This is a genomic window from Faecalibacterium sp. 3 (assembly GCF_048323735.1).
Lineage (GTDB): Bacteria > Bacillota > Clostridia > Oscillospirales > Ruminococcaceae > Faecalibacterium > Faecalibacterium wellingii.
On the sequence record NZ_JBLWFN010000001.1, the window covers coordinates 2,175,108 to 2,199,164 of the forward strand.

Sequence of the window (24,057 nt, forward strand, 5' to 3'; positions counted from 1 at the left end):
ATCCCTCAGCGGTCCAGCGTACTGTGGCTTGCAGCTACTACCTGTTCTACAGCACTGTCGTCCAGCACGGCAGGCTCTGTACTCTTCTGCACGAACATCAAATATTCAATATTGCCTTCCGGGCCCTTCACCGGGCTGAAATCCAGTCCGCGCACAACAAAGCCGTTTGCGGCAGCATAACCCATTGCATTGTGCAAAACCTCACGGTGGGTAGCCGGGTCGCGTACAACACCGTTTTTGCCCACTTTTTCGCGGCCTGCCTCAAACTGAGGCTTGACCAGACAAACGCCCATGGCATCCGGTGTGGTGATGGCCTGTGCCACCGGGAAAATGTGATGCAGTGAAATAAAAGAGACATCCACACTGAAAAACTCGATGGGCTCTGCCAGATCTTCCAGCGTGACATTGCGGATGTTCGTGCGTTCCATATTCACGACACGTTCATCGGTGCGCAGACTCCATGCAAGCTGACCATAGCCGACATCCACGGCATAGACCTTGGTGGCACCATTCTGCAGCATACAGTCCGTAAAGCCGCCTGTAGATGCACCGATATCCATGCAGACCTTGCCATTCGGCGTCAGCGGAAAACACTGCATGGCTTTTTCCAGCTTCAGACCGCCGCGGCTCACATAACCGATATCATGTCCGCGTACTTCTACCTTGGCATCCTCTTTGATCATTTCGCCGGCCTTGTCCACCTTCTGTTCATTGACAAATACGATGCCGGACATGATCAATGCCTTTGCACGCTCCCGGCTCTGTGTCAGGCCATGCTGAACAAGATATTGATCCAACCGAATCTTCACGATAAACTTTCTCCTTTCGTCACGGCCATCTGAACCGTCTGTACAAGGCTGGCAGCATCCAGTCCTGTTGCCTGTTTGATCTGCGCCACACTGGCATGAGGAAGACGCACATCCCGCACAGAAAGATGGATAAAACATCCATTCCATCCTTTTTGCTGTAAAACATACTCCAAATGCTCACCGATGCTTCCGTTTGCAACGCATTCTTCTGCAAACAGAATTTTCTGATATTTTATCAGTTCATCGAGAACTTTTTCTGTAAAGGGATATAGCTTTACAAGCTTCAGCACGTCACACACGATATCTTTTTGCTTCAGTTCCTGTGCAGCCTGTAAAACATCGGTCAATTCATCCGCATAGCTCACCAGAACGATTGTTGCATTCTCGTTCTTATACAGATAATCGTACTCCTGACCGCTGCAGCCAAATCCTGCCAGCACAGCATCCTGTCCGCCGCGCGGATAACGGATCGCACGCGGGCCATGGAAGCGGTCACTCAGCAGTTGCTGCAGCCAGTAGGTCAGTTCCTGGTAATTGGAAGGTGCATACAACGGGATATTGATCTGGCTCAGAAAAGCCGGGTCATAGATTCCCTGATGGGTCTCGCCGTCCCCGGGAACAAAGCCTGCACGGTCGATCGCAAACACCACATTTTCCTGCAGCAAATTGACATCGTGAATGATCTGATCATAGGAGCGCTGCAGAAAGGTGGAATAAATGCAGACTACCGGCAGCATTCCCTGACTTGCAAGGCCTGCTGCAAAGGTGACAGCGTGCTGCTCTGCCATTCCGACATCAAAAAAGCGTGTTGGATGGCTGTGTGCAAAAAACTGAAGACCGGTGCCATATTTCATCGCTGCTGTAATGGCACAGAGATCCTGATTTTTCTCCCCTTCTGTCACGAGTGCTTTGCCAAATACAGTTGAGAATGACTCCTTGGGCGCCACTTCCGGGTCGGGCATCCCGTCCAGATCGAAAGCAGAAACTCCGTGATAGTTGCCGGGATTCACTTCGGCGGGCTGATAGCCCTTACCTTTTTTCGTGATAACATGCAAAAAGTGCGGCCCCGGCCGACTGCGGAGCGTGCGGAGTGTGCGTTCCAGCTCTTCCACATTGTGGCCATCCACAGGGCCAAGATACTGGAACCCCATATCCTCGAACATCGTGGAGTGGTACATCGCACGGCGCAGGAGCGTTTTACAATCGGTGAGGGTATTTTTCAACGGGGTGCCCACCAGCGGAACGGCATCCAAAAAACTGCGCACATTATCCTTGGCATCCACATAGGCGGTGGTCGTACGCAGATGGGTCAGATAACGGGCAAGTGCACCAACATTCTTAGAGATCGACATTTTATTGTCGTTCAGGATCACAAGCAGGTTGTCCAGATGCTCGATGTTGTTCATGCCCTCGTAGACCATGCCGCCGGTAAAGGCACCATCACCGATCACTGCCACAACAAGCCCCTGCTCATGATGCAGTTTTTTGGCCCATGCCATGCCAATAGCAAGCGAAAGGGCTGTGTTGCCATGCCCGGCAATAAATGCATCGTGCACACTTTCGTTCGGGTTTGGAAATCCGGAAATGCCGTCCAACTGACGAAGCTGATCGAACTGTCCGCGTCGTCCCGTAAGGATCTTATGCGTGTAGCATTGATGGCCCACATCGAATACGATCTTATCCTGCGGGGTCTCCAGCACGCGGTGCAATGCCACTGTAAGCTCTACCATGCCAAGGTTCGACGCCAGATGTCCACCGGTTTTAGAGATGTTTTTCAGCAGAAAGCTGCGGATCTCCTCACAAAGCTGTTCTACCTGCTTTTCATTTAATTGTTTTAAATCTGCGGGCTGATTGATGCTGTCCAGCAGCAATACTCCCATAAAATCACACGTCCTTCAAATGCAGAGTCTAGGCCGATGCCATTCATCACACCAGCGGATACAGAAAACCAACTGCTATACCCACCAGAACGCCTGCCACTACCTGCAGCGGTGTATGGCCGACCATTTCCTTCAGATGCATATTCTGAAGGAACGGTGCATTCTTTTCGCTGATGTCGATCCACTGATCGATCATCTGATTGAGCACCTTGGCCTGCTCGCCAGTCTCATGCCGCACGCCCATTGCATCGTGCATCGTGATGATCGCCACAACGCTCGCCACGGCAAAAATAGCAGAATCAACACCTACACAGCGCCCGGTAGCAATAACCATTGCACAGACCGTTGCACTGTGCGCGCTGGGCATGCCGCCATCGCCCCACATGCGCTCCAGCTGGAATTTACCCAGCAGGATAAAATTGATAACGGTTTTGAGCACCTGAGCCACAAACCAGCCAAGCAGGGAAACCGTCAGGATCTGATTGAACGACAGGATGTTTTGAATAAACTGCATAGTCTTTTTCCTTTATTCTGTATGGATCGTTTTAGTTTTTGCGCACAAGAAGCTGCTGTGCAAGCTGTTCCAGAAATGTAGCCTTTCCGCCAAAGTTCCGGCGCAGCTCTGCACAGGTCTCATTGTTCAGATCCTGTGCAAGCTGCATAGCCCCTTCTGCGCCATAAAGGGTCACGAAAGTAGTCTTGCCATTCTCGCTGTCGCTGCCGATGGGCTTGCCCAGCTGTTCCGGAGTACTGGTAACATCCAGCACATCGTCCACGATCTGAAAAACCAGCCCCAGACCGTAAGCATAGCGCTCCAGCGCCCGGCACTGAGCGTCATCTGCCCTTGCAGCAGCAGCACCCATCTGAATCGCCGCATTGATCAGTGCGCCCGTTTTGTTGCGGTGGATCAGCCGGAGCTGCTCTTCTGTAGCGGCCAGCGCTTCGTACTTCAGATCCAGCTCCTGTCCATAGACCATACCGCGGCTGCCCGCACCTGCACTCAGTGCAGCTGCGGCCCGTACACAGACATCGGCATCTGCCGGGGCATTGGCAATCACTTCAAATGCCTCTGTCAAAAGAACATCGCCGGCCAGCATAGCAGTCGCCTCGCCAAAAGCTTTATGGCAGGAAGGTCTGCCACGGCGCAGATCATCATTATCCATGCAGGGCAGATCATCATGGATGAGCGAGTAGCAATGCAGCATTTCCACTGCAGCCGCAAACTGCTCTGCCGCCTGCATATTACCGCTCAGCATATCACAGACACTGAGCACCAGAACGGCGCGGATCCGCTTGCCGCCGCCCATCAGACTGTAGCGTGCTGCACGGCACACCTCAGACTCTTCCGGCAGAAAGTGGGCACAGGCATGTTCCAGTGCGGACATTGCCTGTGCAAGGTAACTCTGATACTGCTCTTTGTGATCCATCAGCTTTCCTCCTGCACTGTACCTGCAAGCTTTGCATCGATCTCGCTGATCTGCAGAGATGTCTTTTCCAATGCAGCATGGCAATACTCCATCAGAGAAGCCGCTTCTGCGTACAGCTTGACCGAATCTGCAAGGGTGGTCTCTTCACTCTGCATCTGAACAAGGATCGTATTCAGCCGTTCCATGCCCTCTTCAAAACTTTTGGGTGTTCTCATTGATCTCCTCCACCGCTTCTACCCGGCATTTTGCCCGGTGAGAAACGCTGCGAACATATATTGTTTTTTCCGGCTGCAGACCTTCTGCATCCAGAATGGCTCCATTTGCTGTTGTGACCATAGCATAGCCGCGGGCCAGCACCTTATAGGGGTTCAGTGACCCGGCAAGCGCTGCGGCATGCTGGAGCTGAAGCTCTGCATCATTCTGCTGCGTCTGCATCTGCTGTCGGATCTCATCTTTCGCCTGCTGCAGCAGGTCATGCTTTTTCTGCCAGCTTTGGCGTGCAGGCCCCTGCTCCAACACAAAGTTGTATTGTTCCAGACCATTATAGCATAAATCAAGACGGTTTTGCATATTTTTACGAATATTTTGCTGCAAATCCAGTAATATCCGTTTCTGCTCTTCCCGATCCGGCACGGCAAGCTCTGCCGCAGCGGAAGGTGTAGGGGCTCTCCGGTCGGCTACAAAGTCCAGGATCGTATAGTCGATCTCATGGCCGATCGCGCTGATCAGTGGTTTTTTGCAGCGATAGGCCGCCCGTGCGATCACTTCAGCATTGAACACCCACAGATCTTCCCTGCTGCCGCCGCCGCGGGCCACGATGATCTCGTCCACCTCTTTGCGCTGATCCAGCTTCCGGATCGCATCTGCGACCTGCTGTGCTGCCTCAAAGCCCTGCACCGTTACCGGACACAAAAGCAGCTGTACCGAGGGCCAGCGCCGGGTGAGTACATTGCGGATATCCTGCAATGCGGCTCCCGTTTTGCTGGTGACAACACCAATGCATTTAGGGAATGCCGACAGCGGCTTTTTATGTTCCGGGGCAAACAGACCCTCCTGCTCCAGCTTTGCTTTGAGCTGCTCCAATGCAAGCTGTGCGGCACCGATGCCATCCGGAAACATATCGTTCACATACAGCTGGAAGGCACCGTCACGCTCATAAAGGGTCGCACGGCAGCGTGCCACAACGCGCATCCCCTCTTCTGGGCGGAAGGCAAGACGGCGGGCATCTGCACGGAACATTACAGCCTTCACGCTGCTGGCTTCATCCCGCAGGGAAAAATAGCAGTGGCCGCTGCGTGCGTTCTGTACAAAGTTTGCGATCTCGCCGCGCAGGGCAATGTCAAACAATCTGTCGTTTGCATCCAGCAGCATTTTAACGTAGTGGTTCAGGGCCGAAACGGTAATTACTTCAGCCATAATCCGGCCTCCCGTGCTGCAAGGATCGAAACGCCGATGGCATTATCGCTGGAATACATTCCCGGCACAAAATATACCTGCGGCAGCCGCTTTTGCACCCATGCGCGGATGATATCGCTGCTCATCACGCCGCCGGCACAGACCACCGGAAGACCGGGGTATTCCTTCTGCGCGGCCTTTGTCATTTTGACCACTGTATCTGCCACACAGAGCAGACAATATTTGCATACATACTCCGGCGTTTTGCCTGCGGCCAGCAGACCGTTGCACTGGTTTTCCAGCCCGGAAAGGCTGCACTGCATTCCCTTTACACTGGACTTCGGCCGGATCTCTTCCTCGCACTGCGCAGCCAGACGGGAAACTTCAGCACCCGCCGGGAACCCAAAACCCAGTTTGACCCCCACACGATCCACAGCCTGTCCGGCGTAGAGATCGGTGCTGGTGCCAAGAGTCGTGATCTGACGCACCTGATCGCAGAGCAGCAGGTCCGTCGTACCGCCGGAAATATGGAACAGCAGAACTTTTTCAGCAAACAGCTGTTCCCCCTTGGCTGCAAACAGTGCTGCCGCAGCGTGACCCTGCTGATGGGTGGTCCGCACAAGAGGGATGCCCTTTGCCTGCGCAAAGGCTGCAGCCGCACTGACGCCCGCCAGAAAGCATGGCATATAGCTGCCCTCCACCGGGCGCGGCTTCTGCGACACTCCGACAGCATCGATCTTTGTCAGATCAAATTCCTGCGCAAGCTCCTGCATCATTTCCGGCAGCGCGACCGTATGATGAAACAGTGCATCGCTCTGCCGCAGGCCCAGCTGGCCTTCTTTTACCGGCAGAAAACGTTTTTTTGCGCAAACAACCTCTCCAGCTGTATCAAACACTGCCAGAGAGGTTGCATAGTTGCTTGTATCAATGCCAAGCGTATAGCGGCTCACTGTTCGGCCTGCTCCGCTGCGGCATCTGCATCCAGACCATGATCCCGGGCCACTGCGCCAAGCAGACCGTTCACGAACTGGTAATCTTCGTCTGCACCATACTTTTTGGTCAGCTCGACTGCCTCGTTGATGGCGACGCCGGGCTTGTTCTCACCGCCAAACAGCATTTCTGCAATTGCCAGACGAAGAACTGTCAGGCTCACCCGGGGCAGACGCTCCATGGTCCAGTTGCGCAGATGTGCGCGGATCTCGTCGTCCACTTCGGCAGAATGATCGTAGTAAGCATTCAGCAGATGCTTGCTGAAGCCATCCACCGGATGTTCTTCATCGTTTTCTTCGTGGTTGATGATGGCTTCTGCCAGCGGGATATCACCAAAGGTCTGCGAAAATGCCAGCAAAAATGCATTTTCGCGGGCTTCTCTACGGGGCAAAATATTTTCCATAATGTTCCTCTCGCAACACGAACCCCCTCTGCCTGAAGCGGCAGAGAGGATCGGTCTTTCCTGTTTGATTTTGTTTTATTCCTGCGCTGCTGCAGCATCTGCCAGACCGGCAATGACCAGATTGACCCGGCTCACCGTAACATTGGTCATGTTCTGCACAGCGGTCTTCACGTTTTCCTGTACCTTTTCTGCCACGGCAGGGATCCGTGCTCCAAAGCTTACCATCAGGTTCAAGGTGATGCTTGCGGTACCATCCCGCATTTCCACCGTGACCGGAGACTGGATGCTGGAAGCTTCCAGCAGATCCTTGAGCTTTTTATTCTGCTTGCCGCAGGAGACCTCAGCAACGCCGTCAATTTCCAACGCTGCACAGCGTGCGATCTTGCCAATAACCTCGGTGGAGATCTGAAGGCTGCCGCCCTGAAGATTCGTATTCTGAAAATCCATTGTGTTGTCCTCCATCCAAAAGCGGGCAGTCCGCCTGCTTTTTCCTGTTTAAAATGGTCCTGCCTGAAACGATCAATGCCATACGCAGGACAACATCATGCTTGATTGATAGAGTTATTATACCATCAAAGCGGGGGTGATTTCAATACTTGTTTGGGAAAACTCTGCCTTCTGCAGCTATGCTGGGACAAAATGGCAGGACTGTGTCTTATTTGACCTCCACCACTGTGATATTCTGTGCCGTCACACTGCTTTTGCTCAGCACCACATCGCGGATCTGCGCCACCTGTGCGGCAGTGAGCGGCTGGCCTGAGGTCATAACGGTCAGATCTGCCCGGCCAGACTGCAAAAAGCACAGGCAGTCGGCAAAGCCTTTGGCCCTGATCAGGGTCTCGATCTCATTTTCTGCATTCAGGTCTTCCAGATTTGCCGTCATCTGGGAGGTGTATTCCTTCTTTTCTTCTGCGGAAAGAGAGGAAGCCTTCATCGTCTTTTTAATGGAATCCATCGCTTCATCGTGGGCTTTCTGTCGTTTGAGACGGGCCTGCTCAAAGAACTTTGCACCGCTGTCACTGGCAACACTTACCAGCTGTGCCTCGCCATAATTTTTATTTGCACTGGAAACTGCTTCCGCTTCGGTAGGCAGTTCATCCAGAATGGCATCGGCCTGCACCGGAACATCCTCCACCTGCGCCGCGACAGCAGCAGTGCTTTCCAGTTCCGCAGGTACATCGCTGCGGGCATACTGCCAGTTTAAGTACACGGCGATCACCAGCGCTGCGGCCAGTGTAACGGCAGTAGCTTTGCGGGTATTTCCAGAAAGTGCTCTCATAGATCGTTCCTCCTTATAAAAGTTTCCGGGACTCAGCCCTTGCGCTGCTCCACACAAATGTGATTGGACGGCAGATCCAGCAATGCGCTCACCAGCTCTGTGATCCGGGCCGCGATCCGGACATCACCGCCGCCCTCGCACAGCACTGCCACGCCGCAGACCTGCGGCACGCAGACTGTCTCAGTCAGGGCAGAACCATCCTCCAGCAAGACATGCGTCTGCTGCGACTGCATATCTCCGGACTGCGTGTCCAATGCATAGATCATTTCCTCCCCGGTCCCCAGTGTGACCATCACAGTGGTCTTGCCCGCACCGCTCATATGAGAGATCAGCCGTTCCAGCCGCTCCTCCAATTGTGCCTGATATTCGGTGCTGCTTTGTGCGCTTTTGGCCTTCTGGGTGCTGCCTGCCGCAGAGGTCTGAGGGAAAAGCTCCGACAGCAGGATCAACAGCATCGCCAGCAATCCTACTGCAGCCGCAAGCCTTGCCCTGCCCTGCTTTCCTTTGCATTTTTCGGCAAAGAGACGGATGGAAAAGCCCTCTGTTTCTTTCATCCGACTTCCTCCTGCATCTCCCGTACCGATGCTGTGCCGAGTGCTTCCTGCAGATATGCGGCGACCTGCTGCTTTTCTGCGTCGGTACATTCTGATAGGATGGTAAAAACTGCAGATCCAGCCTGTACGGTCTGCCCCTCCTGCGTCAGCGTGATGTCCAGTTCTATCGGTACCCCAAAGCGCTGCATACACTCTGTCCGCAGGGAGCTTTCCAGCCGCTCCTGCGCTTTCTGCAGGATCGATATTTCGGCACTCTGGATATGGACAGAGGATGGTACTACCTCCATGGCGCTTTTCAGTTCCGGCTTCACACCCGGTGCCAGCCGGAAAAGGACTACTAGAATATATAGCCCGGCAACAGCTTTTATGCATCTGCCCGCCCAGCCTGTGCCTGTCAGCAAAGCAGTGACCTCTGCGCAGATACAGGCGATGCAAAATGCAGCTGCAGCGTTTTGGAATGCCTGCACTTCATCCGCCTCCTGTCATCATCAAAAGCCCGACGCCCACCGTCAGCAACTCAAAATACAATGCTGTAATGGCAGCCATGCATTTTACAGCTTCTGCCATACAGGCGAACAGCGCCTGACAGCGGCTGTTCGCCGCAAGCCCGCATAAAAGGCTGCAGGCTGTGAGGAACGCCAGATGGAGCATCAGCTGCACATACAGCGGCAAAAACTCCGCACCGATCACCATGAGCGCCGCAAGGCCCAGACTGCTTTTCAGCAGCCGCATTCCGGTCAGAAAAACCTCTGCCGTATCGCTCAGAGCCTGTCCTATGACCGGCACACTGCCGGTGAACAGCTCTCCGAGCCGCAGCGCCGAACGATCCAACTGCACCGTTATTGCACGCTGCAGCCCCAGTAAAACTGCAAAAAGGCGGCCGGCCCAGCGCAGCCCTTTTTGCAGCAGTGCACCTGTGGCGCGGCAGGTGTCGGAAAGCCCTCTCTGGGTACTGATGCAGCACGCCATGCTGACCGCAAGATAGCTTTGCAGCAGCGGACTGACGACTGTAGCCGTGCACTGTGCAAGGAAACACAGCCCTGTCAGCAGCAGACCGCTTGCCGCTGCACCGGCATTTGCTTCTCCTCCTGCGGTGAGCACCCCGCTGTAGACCGGAAGGAACCCCAGAAGGTAGTCTTTCCATCCTGTCATCCGCTCGCACACCTGCTGCGCGAGGGTCATCAGGTCGCCCCATAAAAGGGTGCCGCACCCTACAGCTGCTGCCAGTTCCAAAAGCGCATTGTCTGCCGCTTCTCCGACCAGAAAAGAAAGCAGGACCAAAAGCAGCAGGAACAGCAGGACATCTGCATAACAATGCACCATCTGCCGGATCATTTCCAGCGGAGAAGCCGGCAAAAGGGAAAGCAGCGCTCCGACCGGATCGTGGACAAATGAATCCGCATCCTGCGGCGCAGCATTCAGATAGGGCTGCCAGAGCTCCTGCCCGGGCAGATCCTGCAGCCCGGCCGCCTGCGCACCCGGGACCGCAGACAAAACTCCGCAGACGGCAAGCACAGCAGCGGACGCCTTTTGAAATAATTTCATGCAGCAAGCCCCCAGATCCGTTGACAGATCTCCTCCAGCAAGGGGAATGCCGCTGCCAGAACAAGGAGCCTCCCCGCCAAACCTGTACACCACGCCAGTGAATCTGCGCCTGCTTCTTCACACAGTGTCCGGGCGTAATCCGTGATCAGCAGGATCCCTGCACAGCGCAGCAGACAGGAAAAGGCAGTACCATCCACCCGGCGGCTGAGTGCCCATACTCCCCGCATCAGATCTTGCGCAGCCGCGCCAAGCCTCAGCAGTATAAATACTGCGGCACCGATCGAAAGCAAAAATGCATAAGACGGAGAATCCTTGCGCAGCAAAAGCTGTGCTGCCGCAAAAACGACTGCCGCCCCAAGGATGGAAACGGATGTACTCATAGCGCAAACAGCGACTTGATGGTGACAAACAGGGCGCTGATCTGCTTGACAAGAATGGACAGCACTACGACAAGGCCCGCAAGAGTGGTCATCATGGCCTGATCCTCCCGTCCGGAACGGATTAGCAGCTGATTCAGCACCGCCACAATGATGCCAATGGCTGCAATTTTAAAAACAAGATCGATCTCCAATTCTGCATCCTCCTGCGCTTACAAAAGAATCAGTGCCAGAACAGCTCCTGCCGCAAGCCCCAGCCTGCAGGACAGGCCAGCACAGGCGGCTGCTTCCTGCTGAGCCTGCTGCAGAAACGCTTCAAAGCGCGCGGTATAGTAGTCCAGCCGTTCACACTCCTGCGCAGCTTCGCACTGGCCGAGGCCGGAAAAGCATTGTTCAAAGCAAAGCCGCTCTTCGGCGCGGAAGCTTGCAGGCGATGCGAGAGCCTGCAATTTTTCCGCAGGCGTCAGCAGCCCTTCCTGTATCAGACAGCGGCAGAGCAGCTCCATATCCGGCCTGCGGTATGCCACTTCCTGCCGGATGCGCCGCAGCAATTCCACAGTATGCCGCAGCTGCAGGATATGCTGCTCTTTTCCTGCCTGAAGGGCTGCTCCGGTCAGCCATCCGCACAGCGGAAGCAGCGCTGCTCCCATCCAATGAAACAGTTGGATCATAACTCGTCGATCTGCCGGACCCTGCCCGGCTCGGCGCAGCCCTGCAGCAGCACCAGTACACGCAGCATTCCCTGCTGCTGCAAAGCCTTCACCTGCGGTCGTCTGACTGCTTCCTCCGCACTTGCGGCATGAACGCTTGCAATAAAATCCACCCCGCTGAAAAAGCCCTGCTCCAGCGCTGCTGTTTCAGCCAGTGAACCCAGCTCGTCCAGAACGATCACCTGCGGTGAAAGAGTGCGCAGCGCCATCTGCACGGCACGCTCCTTTGGAATGCCGGACAGGGTATCCACTGCGGGCAGCTGCTGATCCGGACCTGAAAGTTCTTGCGGATAAATTTCACCACGCTCGTCCACCACGCAGACCCTCCGCTGCATTCCGGCAAGGCTTTGAGCGATCTGCCGCAGAAATGTTGTTTTGCCGCTGTCCGGTTCACCGACTACAAGCATCCCGATAAAATGCCTTTGCAGGATCTCGCAAAGCCTGTCCGGCAGCATCAGAGGAACTGCACGCGCGATCCGCAGATTCAACGACTGCACCTGCTGCAGGATCATCTGCCCGTCGCGGTCCACATAGCGGCCGGCAACTCCGACCCTGCAGCCGGACGGTGTGGTAAGGAACCCCTGCGTCAGTTCGTTCTGATGTGCATGGACCGCACCACCGCACAGAGTGTGAAAGATCTCTTCGAGCTGCAGCTGATCCAGTATGCATTCCCGCAGTGACTGCGGACACTCAGAAAGTTCCTTCAGGCAGACCTGCCGACCTGACATCGTAAGAAAAATGCCATGCCCTGTCCGGAATCGCAGCTCATGGATCTGTGCCGCTGTTGATGTCGGAAGCTGCCCCAAAGGCTGTGCCAGCCACGAAGGCAGCTGCCGTACTGCACGGTAATACTCGTCCACAATTTCTTCCTCCTTTTTGGGGTTGCCAGCTTGCTATGAGTATATGCCTGTCCCGGGCAGATAGAACTGTGGCTTACAAAAAGCCCCCTCACCCCTTCAGAGCGGAAAACGCAGGAAAAGTAAAATCCCCGGCCGAAAAAGCCATACATCGCAGCAGCCCCGGGGGAGCCTGACGGTCCCTCGGGGCTGCTTTAGTATTTCATTTCCTGCAAGTGGGTTATCCGGCGGGTTTTGGGCAAACAAAAAGCACCCGAAATCAAGCGATTTCAGGTGCTTTTTGTCCATGCCGCCGACGGGGGTCGAACCCGTACTCTGTCTCCAGAAAGGGATTTTAAGTCCCTCGTGTCTGCCAATTTCACCACAGCGGCATAAGAAGAGCCACCGTTTTTTCAAACGGCAGCTCTTATAATACAACAGGCTTGCTTTTTTGTCAAGAAAAGCTTTTATACCTTACCGCCATGCAGCTCTGCATACATTTTGGAACGGCACTCGGCCACAGCCGGCGTCATATTCACATAGTGCTTATGCGGGCATTCCAGACGCAGTTCGCTTTCCCAAGTCTCCTCGGTGAGCTGCTTTGCAATGTAGGCCTTCTTTTCTGCAATAGAGGGCAGCTCAATGGCCAGCTGGCCGTTCAGGATGTGGGGCACCAGCAGCTTTTTGACCTTGGTGGGTGTGATGGTCACGGTGCGCTCGATGGCATCCGAGTCCAGATTGACCATGGTGATGGGTTTGCCGGCCTCGATGACCTCATCATCCATAGCGATCAGGTCGCACTGCGCCTGACCGTTCTCATCGTAGAGACGCCACGGCATCTTCTTGCCCGGGATGATAGCCTTGCTGGCAGAATCCGAGCACTTCATTTTGGGGGTATAGCTGCCATCCGGCTTCTTGACTGCCACCAGCTTGTACACACCACCGAACACGGGGTCGGAAGCGGAAGTGATCAGGTTTTCGCCCACGCCGTAAGAGTCAAAATGAGCGTGTTCGTACAGCTCCATGTTGGCGATCTTCTTCTCATCCAGACCGTTGGACGCCACCAGCTTGATGTAGGGCTTGCCTGCTGCATCCAGCGCCTTGCGCAGGCGCTTGGAGCCGCGGGCAAGGTCACCGGAGTCGATGCGGGCGCTCTTGACACGACGGTTCGGGTCGTTGGGATATTTTTCGATGAGGTAATCGTCCAGCTTAATGAGGTTGGGCAGACCACTCTCCATAATATTGTAGGTATCCAGCAGCAGGCTGACCGAATCCGGATAGGTATCTGCAAATGCTTTGAAAGCGTCGAACTCGGTCGGGAAGAACTCAATAAAGCTGTGCGCCACAGTGCCAACGGCCTTGACATCTGCGCCGAACTTCATCTCCGCCAGACAGTTTGCCGTGCCGACACAGCCGCCCAGAACAGCAGCGTATGCGCCATCGTTGCCAGCGCTCTTACCCTGTGCGCGGCGGGTGCCGAACTCCATGACGCTGCGGGGCGTATGGGTGTTCAGGCCGGTGACACGGGTGGCCTTGGTCGCGATCAGGCTGTGGAAGTTCATGGTCTGCAGCAGGTAGGTCTCGATCAGGATCGCACCCACAAGGTCGCACTCAATGCGTACCATCTGTACATGCGGGTAGGCCACCGTGCCCTCGGGCAGTGCATACATATCGCCCTTCCACTGATACGTGCGCAGATACTCACAGAATTCCTCGCTCATGCCTTTGGTGCGCAGCCACCAGATATCCTGTGCATTGAAATGATAATTCAGCAGAAAACGGGTCAGCTTGCGCTGGCCGGCACTGATGGAGTAACCCTGATTGTCCGGGTTCTTGCGGAAGAACATATCAAACACCAGTGTAGTATCCTTGAATCCGTGCAGGAAAAGGCAGTTGGCCATAGTAAATTCGTAAAAATCCACGACCATTGCGGGGTTGTCGTAGTCCTCATCCGGGATATAAGGCACAACCTTGATTTCGTCCATGAATAGTATCCTCTCTTCTTTGCACCTGACAAAGGCTTCCTCCGGCCTTTGCCGTTCCTCTTCCTTGTGGGAAGGTTTGCATGCCTGCCTGTCTTGACAGTGCGTTTCTATCATGATATCACCAAATGCGGGCTTGTTCAAGAGTTTTTATGCAAAAAACCGCCCATGCCAGACGGCACAGGCGGCTTTGCAATCAAAAAAGCTTAGCCATTGATGATGTTGGGGGTAGCATTCTTGAGCACGACATCGTGGCTGCCGCCCTCCACAATGGAGGTGGAAGAAACAACCGTCAGCTTGGCCTTCTGCTGCAGCTCGGGAATGGACAGTGCACCGCAGTTGCACATGGTGCTCTTGACCTTGTACAGAGTGGTCTGCACGCCATCAGCCAGAGGGCCGGCATAGGGCACGTAGCTGTCCACGCCTTCCTCAAAGCTCAGCTTGGTGGAGCCGCCCAGATCGTAGCGCTGCCAGTTGCGGGCACGGTTGGAGCCTTCGCCCCAGTACTCCTTCATATACTGGCCATTGATGCGAACCTTGTTCGTGGGGCTCTCGTCAAAGCGGGCGAAGTAACGGCCCAGCATGACGAAGTCGGCACCCATAGCCAAAGCCAGCGTGATGTGATAATCGTGAACGATGCCGCCATCGGAGCAGATCGGCACATAGATACCGGTCTCCTTGAAGTACTCGTCACGAGCCTTTGCTACCTCGATGACAGCGGTAGCCTGACCGCGGCCAATGCCCTTGGTCTCGCGGGTGATGCAGATGGAGCCGCCGCCAATGCCGATCTTTACAAAGTCTGCGCCTGCCTCGGCCAGGAAGCGGAAGCCCTCGGCATCCACAACATTGCCTGCGCCCACCTTGACGGTATCGCCGTAATGCTCACGGATCCAGCCAATGGTGCGGCTCTGCCACTCGGAATAGCCCTCAGAAGAGTCGATGCACAGCACATCCACACCGGCTTCCACCAGTGCAGGCACGCGCTCGGCATAGTCGCGGGTGTTGATGCCGGCACCCACCACATAGCTCTTGTTGGCGTCCAGCAGCTCGTTGGCGTTCTTCTTGTGGGAATCGTAGTCCTTGCGGAACACCATATATTTCAGGTTGCCCTCAGCATCCACCAGAGGCAGCGTGTTGATCTTGTTGTCCCAGATGATGTTGTTGCAATCGTGCAGAGAGGTATTCTCCGGGGCGGTGACCAGCTTTTCAAGCGGGGTCATGAAGGTGGTGACAGGGGCATCATCCGGGGTGTGGTTGATGCGGTAGTCACGAGATGCCACAATACCCAGCAGCTTGCCGCCCGGGGTGCCGTCGGCGGTAATGGCAATGGTGGAGTGGCCGGTGCGTGCCTTCAGCTCCAGCACATCGTGCAGGGTGGCCGTGGGGGCCAGATTGGAGTCGGACACAACATAACCAGCCTTGAAGCTCTTGACGCGGCGCACCATAGCGGCTTCGTTTTCAATGCTCTGAGAACCGTAGATGAAGGACACACCGCCCTGACGAGCCAGTGCAATGGCCAGCTTATCGCCAGAGACCGACTGCATGATGGCGCTGATCATGGGGATATTCATCTGCAGAGGGCACTCTTCCTGACCCTTGCGGTACTTGACCAGCGGGGTCTTGAGGCTGACAGCAGTGGGAACGTTTTCAGCGGAGGAATAGCCGGGGATCAGCAGGTATTCACCGAAAGTGCGGGAAGGTTCTTCATAGAAATAAGCCATGTTCAAACTCCTTTTCTCTCAACGCATCAAAAACGGAAGACAGCAAAAGCATAAAACGAATTTCATGTTTGCAGTGTATAAATTGATTGAATATACTTTACCACAAAGACAGCCAGAATACAAACCCCTGCCGCGCCAAACTTTGTAAATGTCCTTTGCGGAAAAACAGACAAATTGACCACCAAAACGAGGTAAGGTCATACTTTCCCGCGCGGGAAGTCATTTTGAGGGTGCAGAGGATGCAAAAAAGCTCGTCCGTTCTGGACGAGCTTTTTTGCACACGAAGCGGGATACCGCCTGTGCGGCACATGGATCACGAACTGTGAAGGAGAACAGTCGGAGGAGGAGAACCTGTGCCCGATATCCCTAAAACAAGAAGAAAAAGATTTCACACTCAGCTGGGCTTGTGCCCTTGCTGTAACCATATTGTAACTCTTTTGAAACCAATTTGCAATAGCTTTTCTGTAATTTCTTTGTAATAATTTTTGAACTTTTTGTGGACAGAAAAAATCCCTTTCTCAGATCTCCCTTTGGGAGCAGCTGGCGCTGCGCGTTCGCCGGCAGTATTTTTTTACTTTCCCAGTTCCAGATAGCATTCAAAGCTGGTCTGGCCGTTGTGCTTTCCGACCACATACCAGCCATCCGCCGAAGGAGCATAAAACACCTCTGCCGTTTCTCCCATCGGGATCTCGCGGTGGTAGTTGATAGAAGCAAAGGTCACGGGGCCTTTGCGCATCACTTCCAGCGGCAGCGCATCGCAGACAAGGTCCAGATAGAATGCGTTGTTCAAATGGCCGTTCAGATCGCATTGGGAATAATGCGCCGTCCACTCCCCTGCGCTGGTCAGACCATCCTTGCACTTGTGCAGCTGCAAAGGCAGCTCGCCCTCCACCGTATCGTTCCAGAAATTCTCCACCGTCCAGCCCGGCTCCCGCAGGATGCGGCCCTCGGCAAGGCTTGCCACGATCCAGCGGCAGTCCACCATAGCCACCTCTTTGCCCTCGGCATCGGTCAGGGTGGTGATGCGTTTGACCGAACCGTGTTTGCTGACCTGCGCCCGGGAGGTAAGGGTCAGCGTTTCGGCACGCTGGGGCACGCGGTCAAATTTCAGGGCCTGCTTGCCCACCAGAAAGGTCACACCGCGATCTTTGAAGAACTGGTCATCCATCCCAAAGGCGCGGGCGTGGTCTGTCGAAATCTGCTCCACATAGCGCAGCAGAGCGCTGGGCTTGAGTAGGCTGCGGAAGTCTGCGTCTGCATTCATAACGGTCATCGTTTCCGTGTAAAAATATTGTTCCATGGTTTTCCCTCTTTCTATAAAAAAGGCTGCCGCACCTTGTTCTGTGCAGCAGCCTCCTTTGCGTTCAGAACCTGTTTTCGTAAGCAGTATTGGCTCAAAAGGCCCTTCATGCAGTGGGCAATACTTATGAAAACGATTCCTCAATACTGATTGCGGGCACGCTTGCGCACCTTGCGCCAGATGTTGAAGCAGGCCAGCGCCACCATAGCTGCCAGCAGCGCAAGGAACAGCAGACTGCTGCCGCCTTCGTCGTAGCTCTTCATTTCGCTCCACTTTACATCCAGTTCGCTGTTCACATCGTCGCTCAGGGCGGTGAACACCTTTTCCTTAGCGGCAGCTTCCTCCGGCGGATAAGCGATCTCGCTCTCCTTCAGATCCTCGTCCAGCACCTCCCACACATCATGCATGGGGGTGGTGTAGCCGATGTACTCGGCGTTTGCCTTGCCGATATCTGTCTCGCACATGAAGTTGATGAACATCTCTGCAGCTTCCTGATGCTCACTGGCAGCAGGAATGGCCATGCAGTCCACAGACAGCACGCTGCCCTCCTCCGGGAACACCCATGCAAGGTCGGGGTTGTCATCGATCATGGTGATGGCATCGCCGGAGTAGTACACGCCAATGGCTGCCTCGCCGCCGATCATCTTATCGAAGATCTCGTCCATGACGTATGCCTGCACCAGCGGCTTCTGCGCCTTGAGTTCCTCCACCACCTCGTCCACTTCTTCGGTGGACTGCGGGTTGATGTTGTGGCCGCTCTTAAACGCAGCAATGGCGTAGGCATCGCGGCTGTTGTTGAACATCAGGATATTGCCTGCGTACTGCTCGTCCCACAGATCAGCCCAGCTGGTGGGTGCTTCGTCCACCATGGTGGTGTTATATATGATGCCGGTGGTACAGAGCATGTAGGGCACAGTGTAGGCATTCTGCGGATCGTAATCCGGATCCACATATTCCTGATCGATCTTTTTGAAGTTCGGGATATTGTCGTAGTTCAGAGGCTTGAGCATCCCCTCGGAGATCATTTTCGCCACCATGTAATCCGACGGAATGACCACATCGTAGTCGGCTGCACCGGACTTGAGCTTGGCGTACATGGATTCGTTGGAGTCAAAGGTGGTATAGTTCACCTTGATGCCAGTGAGCTGCTCAAACGCAGACACCACATCCACGCTGTCGTCCGAACCGTTGGAGATATACTCGCCCCAGTTGTAAACGTTGATGGCGACATTCTGGCCCTTGAAGCGGGTCCAATCGTAATCATCCGATACTGAGACGTCCTCGGCAACTTCGATGGTGCCGGCAGCAAAGGCAGGCAGTGCACAGCAGACCGTCATTGCCAGCGCCAGCAGCAAAACAGCAAAACGTTTCATCACACGCCCTCCCCTCTCAGCGCCTTCTGATCGCGGCGGTAATTGCGGCTTTCCATCGCATTGGAGAACAGGATGATGCACAGAATGACCACGAACATAATGGTGGACAGCGCATAGATCTCCGGGCTGACCTTTTTACGGGTCATGGAATAGATGGCGATGGGCAGGGTCTCCACCGTGCCGCAGTTGAAGTAGGAGATCATAAAATCGTCGATGGAGTAGGTCAGGCAGATCAGGAAAGCGGACAGGATGGCCGGGCTGATCTCCGGCAGAATGACCTTGAAGAAGGCCTGTCTGGGGTCACAGCCAAGATCCAGCGCAGCCTCGTACAGCTTGATGTCCAGCTGCTTGAGCTTGGGCGTCACGTTGAAGATAACATATGGCACATTGAACGCGATATGTGCAATGAGCAATGTCGGGAAGCCCATGATGGTATCCGGTAGCCATGAGACACCGCCGGCGAAGCGCTGGTAGGCCACGAACAGCAGCATGAGCGAAATGCCGGTGATGATCTCCGGGTTGACCACCGGGATATAGGTGATGTTGGTGACGACAAGGCGGCTCTTGCGGCCCATGGACGCAATGCCCAGACTTGCCGCTGTACCCAGCACAGTGGCAATGACCGCGGAGATCAGAGCCACTTCCAGCGAGACCAGCAGCGCATGCAGGATAGCGGAGTTGTGCAGCAGGCTGGAGTACCACTTGAGGGTAAAGCCGGTAAAGAGCGAATAGCCCTTGGACTGGTTGAAGCTGAATACGATCATGTATGCGATGGGCAGATACATGAAGCAGAAAAACAGAATGATATAGACGCGCTGCATCAGGCGCAGATGTTTCGTTTTCATCAGGACACGCCCTCCATTTCATCTTCATCAAAGCTGGAGGTAAAGCTCATGCACAGCAGCACAATGATCATCAGCACCAGGCTCATGGCAGAGCCTACGTTCAAGTTGTAGCTGTTGCCCAGAAACTGCATTTCGATCAGATCACCAATCAGCAGATTGGAACCGCCGCCCAGCATACGGCTGATGACAAAGGTGGACACCGCCGGGACAAACACCATGGTGATGCCGGTGCTGATGCCGGGCACGCTCATGGGGATGAGTACCCGCACAAGGGTCTTGGTGGTAGAAGCGCCCAGATCCTGCGCAGCTTCCACAAGGCTCTGGTCGATCTTGGTCATGCTGGTGTACAGCGGCAGGATCATATAGGGCACATAGTTATACACCATGCCAAGCACCACCGCGCCGGAAGTGTTGAGCATATTGAAGGGGCCAAGGCCGAACACGCCCAGCACAGCATTCACGGGGCCGTTGACACTGAGCAGGCCCATCCATGCATAGGTCCGCAGCAGGAAGTTCATCCACATGGGCAGCATGACCAGCATGAGCATGATGTGCTGTTTGTTCACCCGCAGGCGGGAAAGGAAATAGCCCACCGGGAACGCAATGACCAGACAGATGACCGTGGCAATGAGGGCCAGCAGCAGGCTGCGGGCAAACACCGAACCGTAGCCGCTGATGGAGGTGAGGTTATCCAGCGTAAAGGCACCGTTTGCATCGGTGAACGCATAGTACACAACGATAATCAGCGGCACCACCGTGAACAGCACCATCCATACAAAGTAGGGATAGGCCAGTTTTTTATCGTAAATCTTCATCATCGCGGCTCACCCCTCCGAACGCGCCATGATATGGATCTCGTTGGGGCCGATGCGCATACCAATGGTCTCACCGGGTGTGCAGGCGCGGGTGGAGTGGATGAGCCATTCACGGCCCTCGCATTCCACATGCATTTCAAAGTGGACACCCTTGAAAATGACGTCGTTCACAACGCCCACCAGCTGGCCTTCCACAGGCGATACCACCTCGATATCCTCGGGGCGCACTACTACCTGCACGCTCTGCTCGCGGGCAAAGCCGCGGTCCACACAGGGGAAGTCCACGCCGGAGAAGGACACCAGAAAATCCCGGTGCATCACGCCGTCCACAATGTTGGAATCACCGATAAAGTCTGCCACAAAGGCGTTCTTCGGTTCATTATAAATATCCTCAGGCGTGCCGATCTGCTGCACCTTGCCGCCGTTCATGACCACAACGGTGTCAGACATGGTCAGGGCTTCTTCCTGATCGTGGGTGACATAAACAAAGGTAATGTTCATTTCACGCTGCAGGCGCTTGAGCTCCAGCTGCATTTCCTTGCGCAGCTTGAGATCCAGCGCACCAAGGGGTTCGTCCAGCAGCAGGATCTCCGGCTCGTTCACCAGACTGCGGGCAATGGCAACGCGCTGCTGCTGACCACCGGACATCTGGCTGATGCTGCGGCGCTCGAAGCCTTTCAGGCCCACGACTTCCAGCATATTGCGCACCTTGCGGCGGATGGTCTCTTCGTCCAGCTTTTTCAGACGCAGACCAAAGGCCACGTTCTCGAACACATTCAGGTGCGGGAACAGTGCATACTTCTGGAAAACGGTGTTCACAGGGCGCTTATAGGGCGGCACGCCGGTGATGTCCTCGCCTTTCAGCAGCACTTTGCCGGCATTCGGCTCCAGAAAACCCGCAATCAGGCGCAGAGTGGTGGTTTTGCCGCAGCCAGAGGGACCCAGCAGAGTCACGAACTCTTTGTCATGGATGTCCAGATTCAGCCCATCCAGAATGCGCTGACCATCAAATTCCACTACGATATCACGCAGTGAAACGATCACCGAGTTGTCCATATTTTACTACATCCTCCTTGTAACTCAGATACGAAAAAAGACAGGGCTCTGCCCCATCCCTCGTACCAGGGCGACTGGGAGTCTGCTTGCCCAACCATCGCACTTTGGCGGTAAAAGCAGACTCGACCCCGCACAACCTCCATGACGAACCTTAAAAATACAAAAACATTGCGCAGTTATTCTACCCTGTCCCGTCTATCTTAATCAATCTTTGCTGAAAAGTCAATCACTCTGCCGCTGTTTGCCGAAACTTTACACGCTGCAACAAAAAAACATACGCCGCAGCGGAGTTTCCGCATACGGCGTACATGGATTTTTCATTCTGTTTTCAGCTCGGCAGCTGTTATCAGAAGGGCCTGCACAGTGTCAAGGTCAACCGCATAGACGGAGCTGTCCCCATCCACCATCATCCAGCAGCCGTCTGCATTTTCGGCGTAGTGGAGGGTCACGCTCCCATCGGCAGAGGCGGCCCGCACCGTTGCAAGGGATGCATCAAAGCCGTAAGCGGCAGGGTCAGCATTCGTCACCTGCGCCGAGACGTATCCGCCAAGGGCCGACAGGATGCTCTGCAGCTTGGCTTCGTCCAATTCAGCCGTCGGGTCATCGGTCAGCCGCCAGACCGTCTGGTAGGCAGTGGAAGCAGCGGCGCTTTCGGAAGAAGCATCTGCTGAATTGCTGTCCGTTTCCGCCGTTTCCGATACGGCTGTCAGCGAGAGTGTTCCTGCATCTGTTGCGATGGAGACGCTCTCCAGCACAGAAGCTGTGAGTCCTGCCGGGTTGAACGCGCCAAAAAGGTCCGCTTTGGTCAGCTCAAAGCAGGCCGCCTTGTTGCCAGAAACGGTGTACACGGCATCGTCCCCTGCCTTCTGCACATACAGATCTCCTGTGACCGGGTTCTCGGTGCCAAAGGCGAAGGTGTTCGTCTCGCCTGCCGCCGTCACCGTGACCGTAACAGCCGGATCGGCAAGGCCGTAGTCCTCACCGGGCTGAGCGGCGAGCTGACGCTTGGCATTCAGAGATGCCAGCGCTGTGACCATGGTGTTGCAGGCAGATGCATCCAGATGATAGCCAGGGTCATCCGCCAGCGTCCAGCTGCCGGAATCACAATTCAGGGTAATCGTCTCATTCTGATAAGTGTACCGGATCTGCTCTGCATCACCCGCCGCAAAAGAAGAAAGCACAATGCTGCCTTCTGCTGCAGCGCTGGACGCTGCTTCTTCTGCAGCATTGCTGCGGGTGATGAGCCACAGCAGCCCGCCCAGCACAAGCACCATTGCCAGAAGAACGGCCAAAGAGCGCTGTTTCGTTTTCATGCTGCGGTCCCCTTATCTGCGGCGGCGCAGCAGCACGAACACGGCACCCGCAATGAGCACCGCTGCAGGCAGCACGAACACGAACACCATGGCCAGCGCCATGGAAGTGGAAGCTGCCACTGTGATGGGGGCTGCTTCCAGTGCTTTTGTATCGATGAGCATGCTCTGTCCCACCAGCGCAGCGGCACAGCTCTGCAGGAAGGTCAGGTTGCCCGGGATGGACTGGTATACCTGCTCACTGTCCACATTGGGGCAGCCCACCCAGATCACCTCCGAACCGGCAGACTCATTGCGTGCCCACGCGGCCAGCGCAAAGGGGCCATCCGTATCGCCGGATTCCTTGGCAGTGGTGGCCGCCTCATTATAGTTCAGCTTGCTGTAGGCGTCCCCGGTGGTGTTCAGCAGGGGTTCTGCCGTAACGCCGTCCGTTTCGGCAATGGTGATGCCCTGTGCCACCGAAAGCATCACATGGGTATTCTGGCTCACACCGTCCAGAACGGTGCTTTCGTCATCGTCGGAGGCGTGATCCGGAAACAGCGAATACGGGTAGCCGTACAGTGCATGGCCTGCATCGCCCTCCACCACGATGCCCGGCTCACGGGCAAGGCCGAACTGCGCCATTACGGCGTCCAGATTCGGCGTATCGACAAAGGCACTGGTCATCAGCAGCACTTTGCCGCCGTTTTCCAGATAGGCCTGCAGCTGCGCGATCTCGTCCACAAGACCGTCGGAGGCAAAATCCGAAGCGGGCGCATTGATGATCAGCAGTCCGCAGTCCTCCGGGATGGTGCCTGTGAGCAGATCCAACGGCTGCAGGTCGATGTTCTGGGCTTCCAGCGCTTCGGTCAGCGAGGAAGTAGGGGCCTGCTCACCGTGGTTGGTGGTGTAGAAGGCATGGCTTTCTGCCCCAGAGGTCAGCTTGTAGATGGCCGAACTGATCTGCTTTTCGCCTGCAAACGTCACATTTGCAGAGCCGGTGGTGTAGTAATCGGAGTAGTCGTATTCGTAGAGCTCAGCGGCGTCCAGCACCACGCTGTTCTCGCCGCTGACCACGATCAGGCTGCCGGTGGATACATTCTCTGCACCGTACTGAGACGCAAAGGCCGGATAGAGGGTGGGGTCTTTCTGTTCCCAGTGGAAACGGCTGCTCTCATCGGCATAGTGATCCAGCAGCTTGCTCACAATGGCGTCTTCGCTGCCGGTCTCGCAGAGGTAGTAGACCGTCACATCCTGATCAAGGCTCTGCATCAGCTGTCTGGAGCTGTCGCCCAAAGTGTACATCTTGGCGGCAGAGAGATCGAACTCGGTGTACTTGGACGGGATCGCACCTGCCAGCAGGTTGACCAGTACCGCCAGCACGATCGCTGCCGCCAGAATGGCCGTGGAATACAGCCCGCTGCGGAACACTTTGCCGTTTGCGGAGGAAGTGAGCTTGAATTTTTTCATA

26 protein-coding genes and 1 tRNA gene are annotated in these 24,057 nt (G+C 55.2%); all 27 read right to left on the reverse strand.

Annotation, left to right across the window (positions count from 1 at the left end; translation table 11 throughout):
- Positions 1 to 5 precede the first annotated feature (5 nt).
- A complete protein-coding gene (locus ACNSPV_RS10340) occupies positions 6 to 809 on the reverse strand; it encodes a TlyA family RNA methyltransferase (RefSeq protein WP_249236647.1) in 804 nt (267 codons plus the stop codon).
- Positions 806 to 2,689, reverse strand: coding sequence for a 1-deoxy-D-xylulose-5-phosphate synthase (gene dxs / locus ACNSPV_RS10345; protein ID WP_348583490.1), 1,884 nt, complete (start codon positions 2,687 to 2,689; stop codon positions 806 to 808). Before dxs ends, ACNSPV_RS10340 begins: the two co-directional genes overlap by 4 nt.
- Positions 2,690 to 2,735: 46 nt before the next feature.
- Complete coding sequence (locus ACNSPV_RS10350) at positions 2,736 to 3,203, reverse strand: divergent PAP2 family protein (RefSeq protein WP_249236649.1); 468 nt, start codon at positions 3,201 to 3,203, stop codon at positions 2,736 to 2,738.
- A gap of 31 nt (positions 3,204 to 3,234) precedes the next feature.
- Positions 3,235 to 4,116, reverse strand: a complete 882-nt coding sequence (locus ACNSPV_RS10355; RefSeq protein WP_348583489.1) for a polyprenyl synthetase family protein — start codon at positions 4,114 to 4,116, stop codon at positions 3,235 to 3,237.
- The gene (gene xseB, locus ACNSPV_RS10360) at positions 4,116 to 4,331 is read right to left on the reverse strand and encodes an exodeoxyribonuclease VII small subunit (protein WP_249236651.1); all 216 of its coding nucleotides are present in this window, start codon (positions 4,329 to 4,331) and stop codon (positions 4,116 to 4,118) included. Before xseB ends, ACNSPV_RS10355 begins: the two co-directional genes overlap by 1 nt.
- Positions 4,309 to 5,532: an exodeoxyribonuclease VII large subunit gene (gene xseA / locus ACNSPV_RS10365; protein ID WP_348583488.1), complete on the reverse strand. Its 1,224-nt coding sequence runs from the start codon at positions 5,530 to 5,532 to the stop codon at positions 4,309 to 4,311. Before xseA ends, xseB begins: the two co-directional genes overlap by 23 nt.
- Positions 5,520 to 6,461: a glycoprotease gene (locus ACNSPV_RS10370; protein ID WP_348583487.1), complete on the reverse strand. Its 942-nt coding sequence runs from the start codon at positions 6,459 to 6,461 to the stop codon at positions 5,520 to 5,522. The genes xseA and ACNSPV_RS10370 overlap by 13 nt, the downstream gene beginning before the upstream one ends.
- Positions 6,458 to 6,904 carry a transcription antitermination factor NusB gene (nusB, locus tag ACNSPV_RS10375; protein WP_249236654.1) on the reverse strand — a complete coding sequence of 149 codons (447 nt, stop codon included), beginning with the start codon at positions 6,902 to 6,904 and terminating at the stop codon, positions 6,458 to 6,460. Before nusB ends, ACNSPV_RS10370 begins: the two co-directional genes overlap by 4 nt.
- Positions 6,905 to 6,979: 75 nt before the next feature.
- Positions 6,980 to 7,366, reverse strand: coding sequence for an Asp23/Gls24 family envelope stress response protein (locus ACNSPV_RS10380; RefSeq protein ID WP_249236655.1), 387 nt, complete (start codon positions 7,364 to 7,366; stop codon positions 6,980 to 6,982).
- Between the two features lie 193 nt (positions 7,367 to 7,559).
- Positions 7,560 to 8,183, reverse strand: a complete 624-nt coding sequence (locus tag ACNSPV_RS10385) for a SpoIIIAH-like family protein (RefSeq protein WP_348583486.1) — start codon at positions 8,181 to 8,183, stop codon at positions 7,560 to 7,562.
- A 32-nt stretch (positions 8,184 to 8,215) separates the two neighbouring features.
- Entirely contained in the window at positions 8,216 to 8,737 is a 522-nt protein-coding gene (locus tag ACNSPV_RS10390) for a stage III sporulation protein AG (protein ID WP_348583485.1), read from the reverse strand.
- Positions 8,734 to 9,204: a hypothetical protein gene (locus ACNSPV_RS10395; RefSeq protein ID WP_348583484.1), complete on the reverse strand. Its 471-nt coding sequence runs from the start codon at positions 9,202 to 9,204 to the stop codon at positions 8,734 to 8,736. Before ACNSPV_RS10395 ends, ACNSPV_RS10390 begins: the two co-directional genes overlap by 4 nt.
- Before the next feature lies 1 nt (position 9,205).
- Complete coding sequence (locus ACNSPV_RS10400; protein WP_348583483.1) at positions 9,206 to 10,282, reverse strand: stage III sporulation protein AE; 1,077 nt, start codon at positions 10,280 to 10,282, stop codon at positions 9,206 to 9,208.
- The gene (locus ACNSPV_RS10405; RefSeq protein WP_339394893.1) at positions 10,279 to 10,662 is read right to left on the reverse strand and encodes a SpoIIIAC/SpoIIIAD family protein; all 384 of its coding nucleotides are present in this window, start codon (positions 10,660 to 10,662) and stop codon (positions 10,279 to 10,281) included. The genes ACNSPV_RS10400 and ACNSPV_RS10405 overlap by 4 nt, the downstream gene beginning before the upstream one ends.
- Positions 10,659 to 10,853 carry a stage III sporulation protein AC gene (gene spoIIIAC / locus ACNSPV_RS10410; protein WP_005942027.1) on the reverse strand — a complete coding sequence of 65 codons (195 nt, stop codon included), beginning with the start codon at positions 10,851 to 10,853 and terminating at the stop codon, positions 10,659 to 10,661. Before spoIIIAC ends, ACNSPV_RS10405 begins: the two co-directional genes overlap by 4 nt.
- 18 nt (positions 10,854 to 10,871) lie before the next feature.
- A complete protein-coding gene (locus ACNSPV_RS10415; RefSeq protein WP_348583482.1) occupies positions 10,872 to 11,330 on the reverse strand; it encodes a hypothetical protein in 459 nt (152 codons plus the stop codon).
- The gene (locus ACNSPV_RS10420; protein ID WP_348583481.1) at positions 11,327 to 12,229 is read right to left on the reverse strand and encodes an ATPase, T2SS/T4P/T4SS family; all 903 of its coding nucleotides are present in this window, start codon (positions 12,227 to 12,229) and stop codon (positions 11,327 to 11,329) included. Before ACNSPV_RS10420 ends, ACNSPV_RS10415 begins: the two co-directional genes overlap by 4 nt.
- 284 nt (positions 12,230 to 12,513) lie before the next feature.
- Positions 12,514 to 12,597, reverse strand: a tRNA-Leu gene (locus ACNSPV_RS10425).
- A 75-nt stretch (positions 12,598 to 12,672) separates the two neighbouring features.
- The gene (locus ACNSPV_RS10430) at positions 12,673 to 14,190 is read right to left on the reverse strand and encodes a nicotinate phosphoribosyltransferase (protein ID WP_339394896.1); all 1,518 of its coding nucleotides are present in this window, start codon (positions 14,188 to 14,190) and stop codon (positions 12,673 to 12,675) included.
- A gap of 203 nt (positions 14,191 to 14,393) precedes the next feature.
- A complete protein-coding gene (locus tag ACNSPV_RS10435; RefSeq protein ID WP_348583480.1) occupies positions 14,394 to 15,908 on the reverse strand; it encodes an IMP dehydrogenase in 1,515 nt (504 codons plus the stop codon).
- A gap of 571 nt (positions 15,909 to 16,479) precedes the next feature.
- Positions 16,480 to 17,208, reverse strand: coding sequence for an acyl-[acyl-carrier-protein] thioesterase (locus tag ACNSPV_RS10440; RefSeq protein WP_348583479.1), 729 nt, complete (start codon positions 17,206 to 17,208; stop codon positions 16,480 to 16,482).
- A 140-nt stretch (positions 17,209 to 17,348) separates the two neighbouring features.
- Positions 17,349 to 18,581, reverse strand: coding sequence for a spermidine/putrescine ABC transporter substrate-binding protein (locus ACNSPV_RS10445; protein WP_348583478.1), 1,233 nt, complete (start codon positions 18,579 to 18,581; stop codon positions 17,349 to 17,351).
- Positions 18,581 to 19,426 carry an ABC transporter permease gene (locus tag ACNSPV_RS10450; protein ID WP_249236667.1) on the reverse strand — a complete coding sequence of 282 codons (846 nt, stop codon included), beginning with the start codon at positions 19,424 to 19,426 and terminating at the stop codon, positions 18,581 to 18,583. Before ACNSPV_RS10450 ends, ACNSPV_RS10445 begins: the two co-directional genes overlap by 1 nt.
- On the reverse strand, positions 19,426 to 20,241 hold the full coding sequence (locus tag ACNSPV_RS10455; protein WP_249238708.1) for an ABC transporter permease: 816 nt from the start codon (positions 20,239 to 20,241) through the stop codon (positions 19,426 to 19,428). Before ACNSPV_RS10455 ends, ACNSPV_RS10450 begins: the two co-directional genes overlap by 1 nt.
- 9 nt (positions 20,242 to 20,250) lie before the next feature.
- A complete protein-coding gene (potA, locus tag ACNSPV_RS10460) occupies positions 20,251 to 21,297 on the reverse strand; it encodes a spermidine/putrescine ABC transporter ATP-binding protein (protein ID WP_249236668.1) in 1,047 nt (348 codons plus the stop codon).
- Between the two features lie 317 nt (positions 21,298 to 21,614).
- On the reverse strand, positions 21,615 to 22,610 hold the full coding sequence (locus ACNSPV_RS10465) for a DUF4340 domain-containing protein (RefSeq protein WP_348583477.1): 996 nt from the start codon (positions 22,608 to 22,610) through the stop codon (positions 21,615 to 21,617).
- Between the two features lie 12 nt (positions 22,611 to 22,622).
- Positions 22,623 to 24,056: a Gldg family protein gene (locus tag ACNSPV_RS10470; protein WP_348583476.1), complete on the reverse strand. Its 1,434-nt coding sequence runs from the start codon at positions 24,054 to 24,056 to the stop codon at positions 22,623 to 22,625.
- Between the last annotated feature and the right edge of the window lies 1 nt (position 24,057).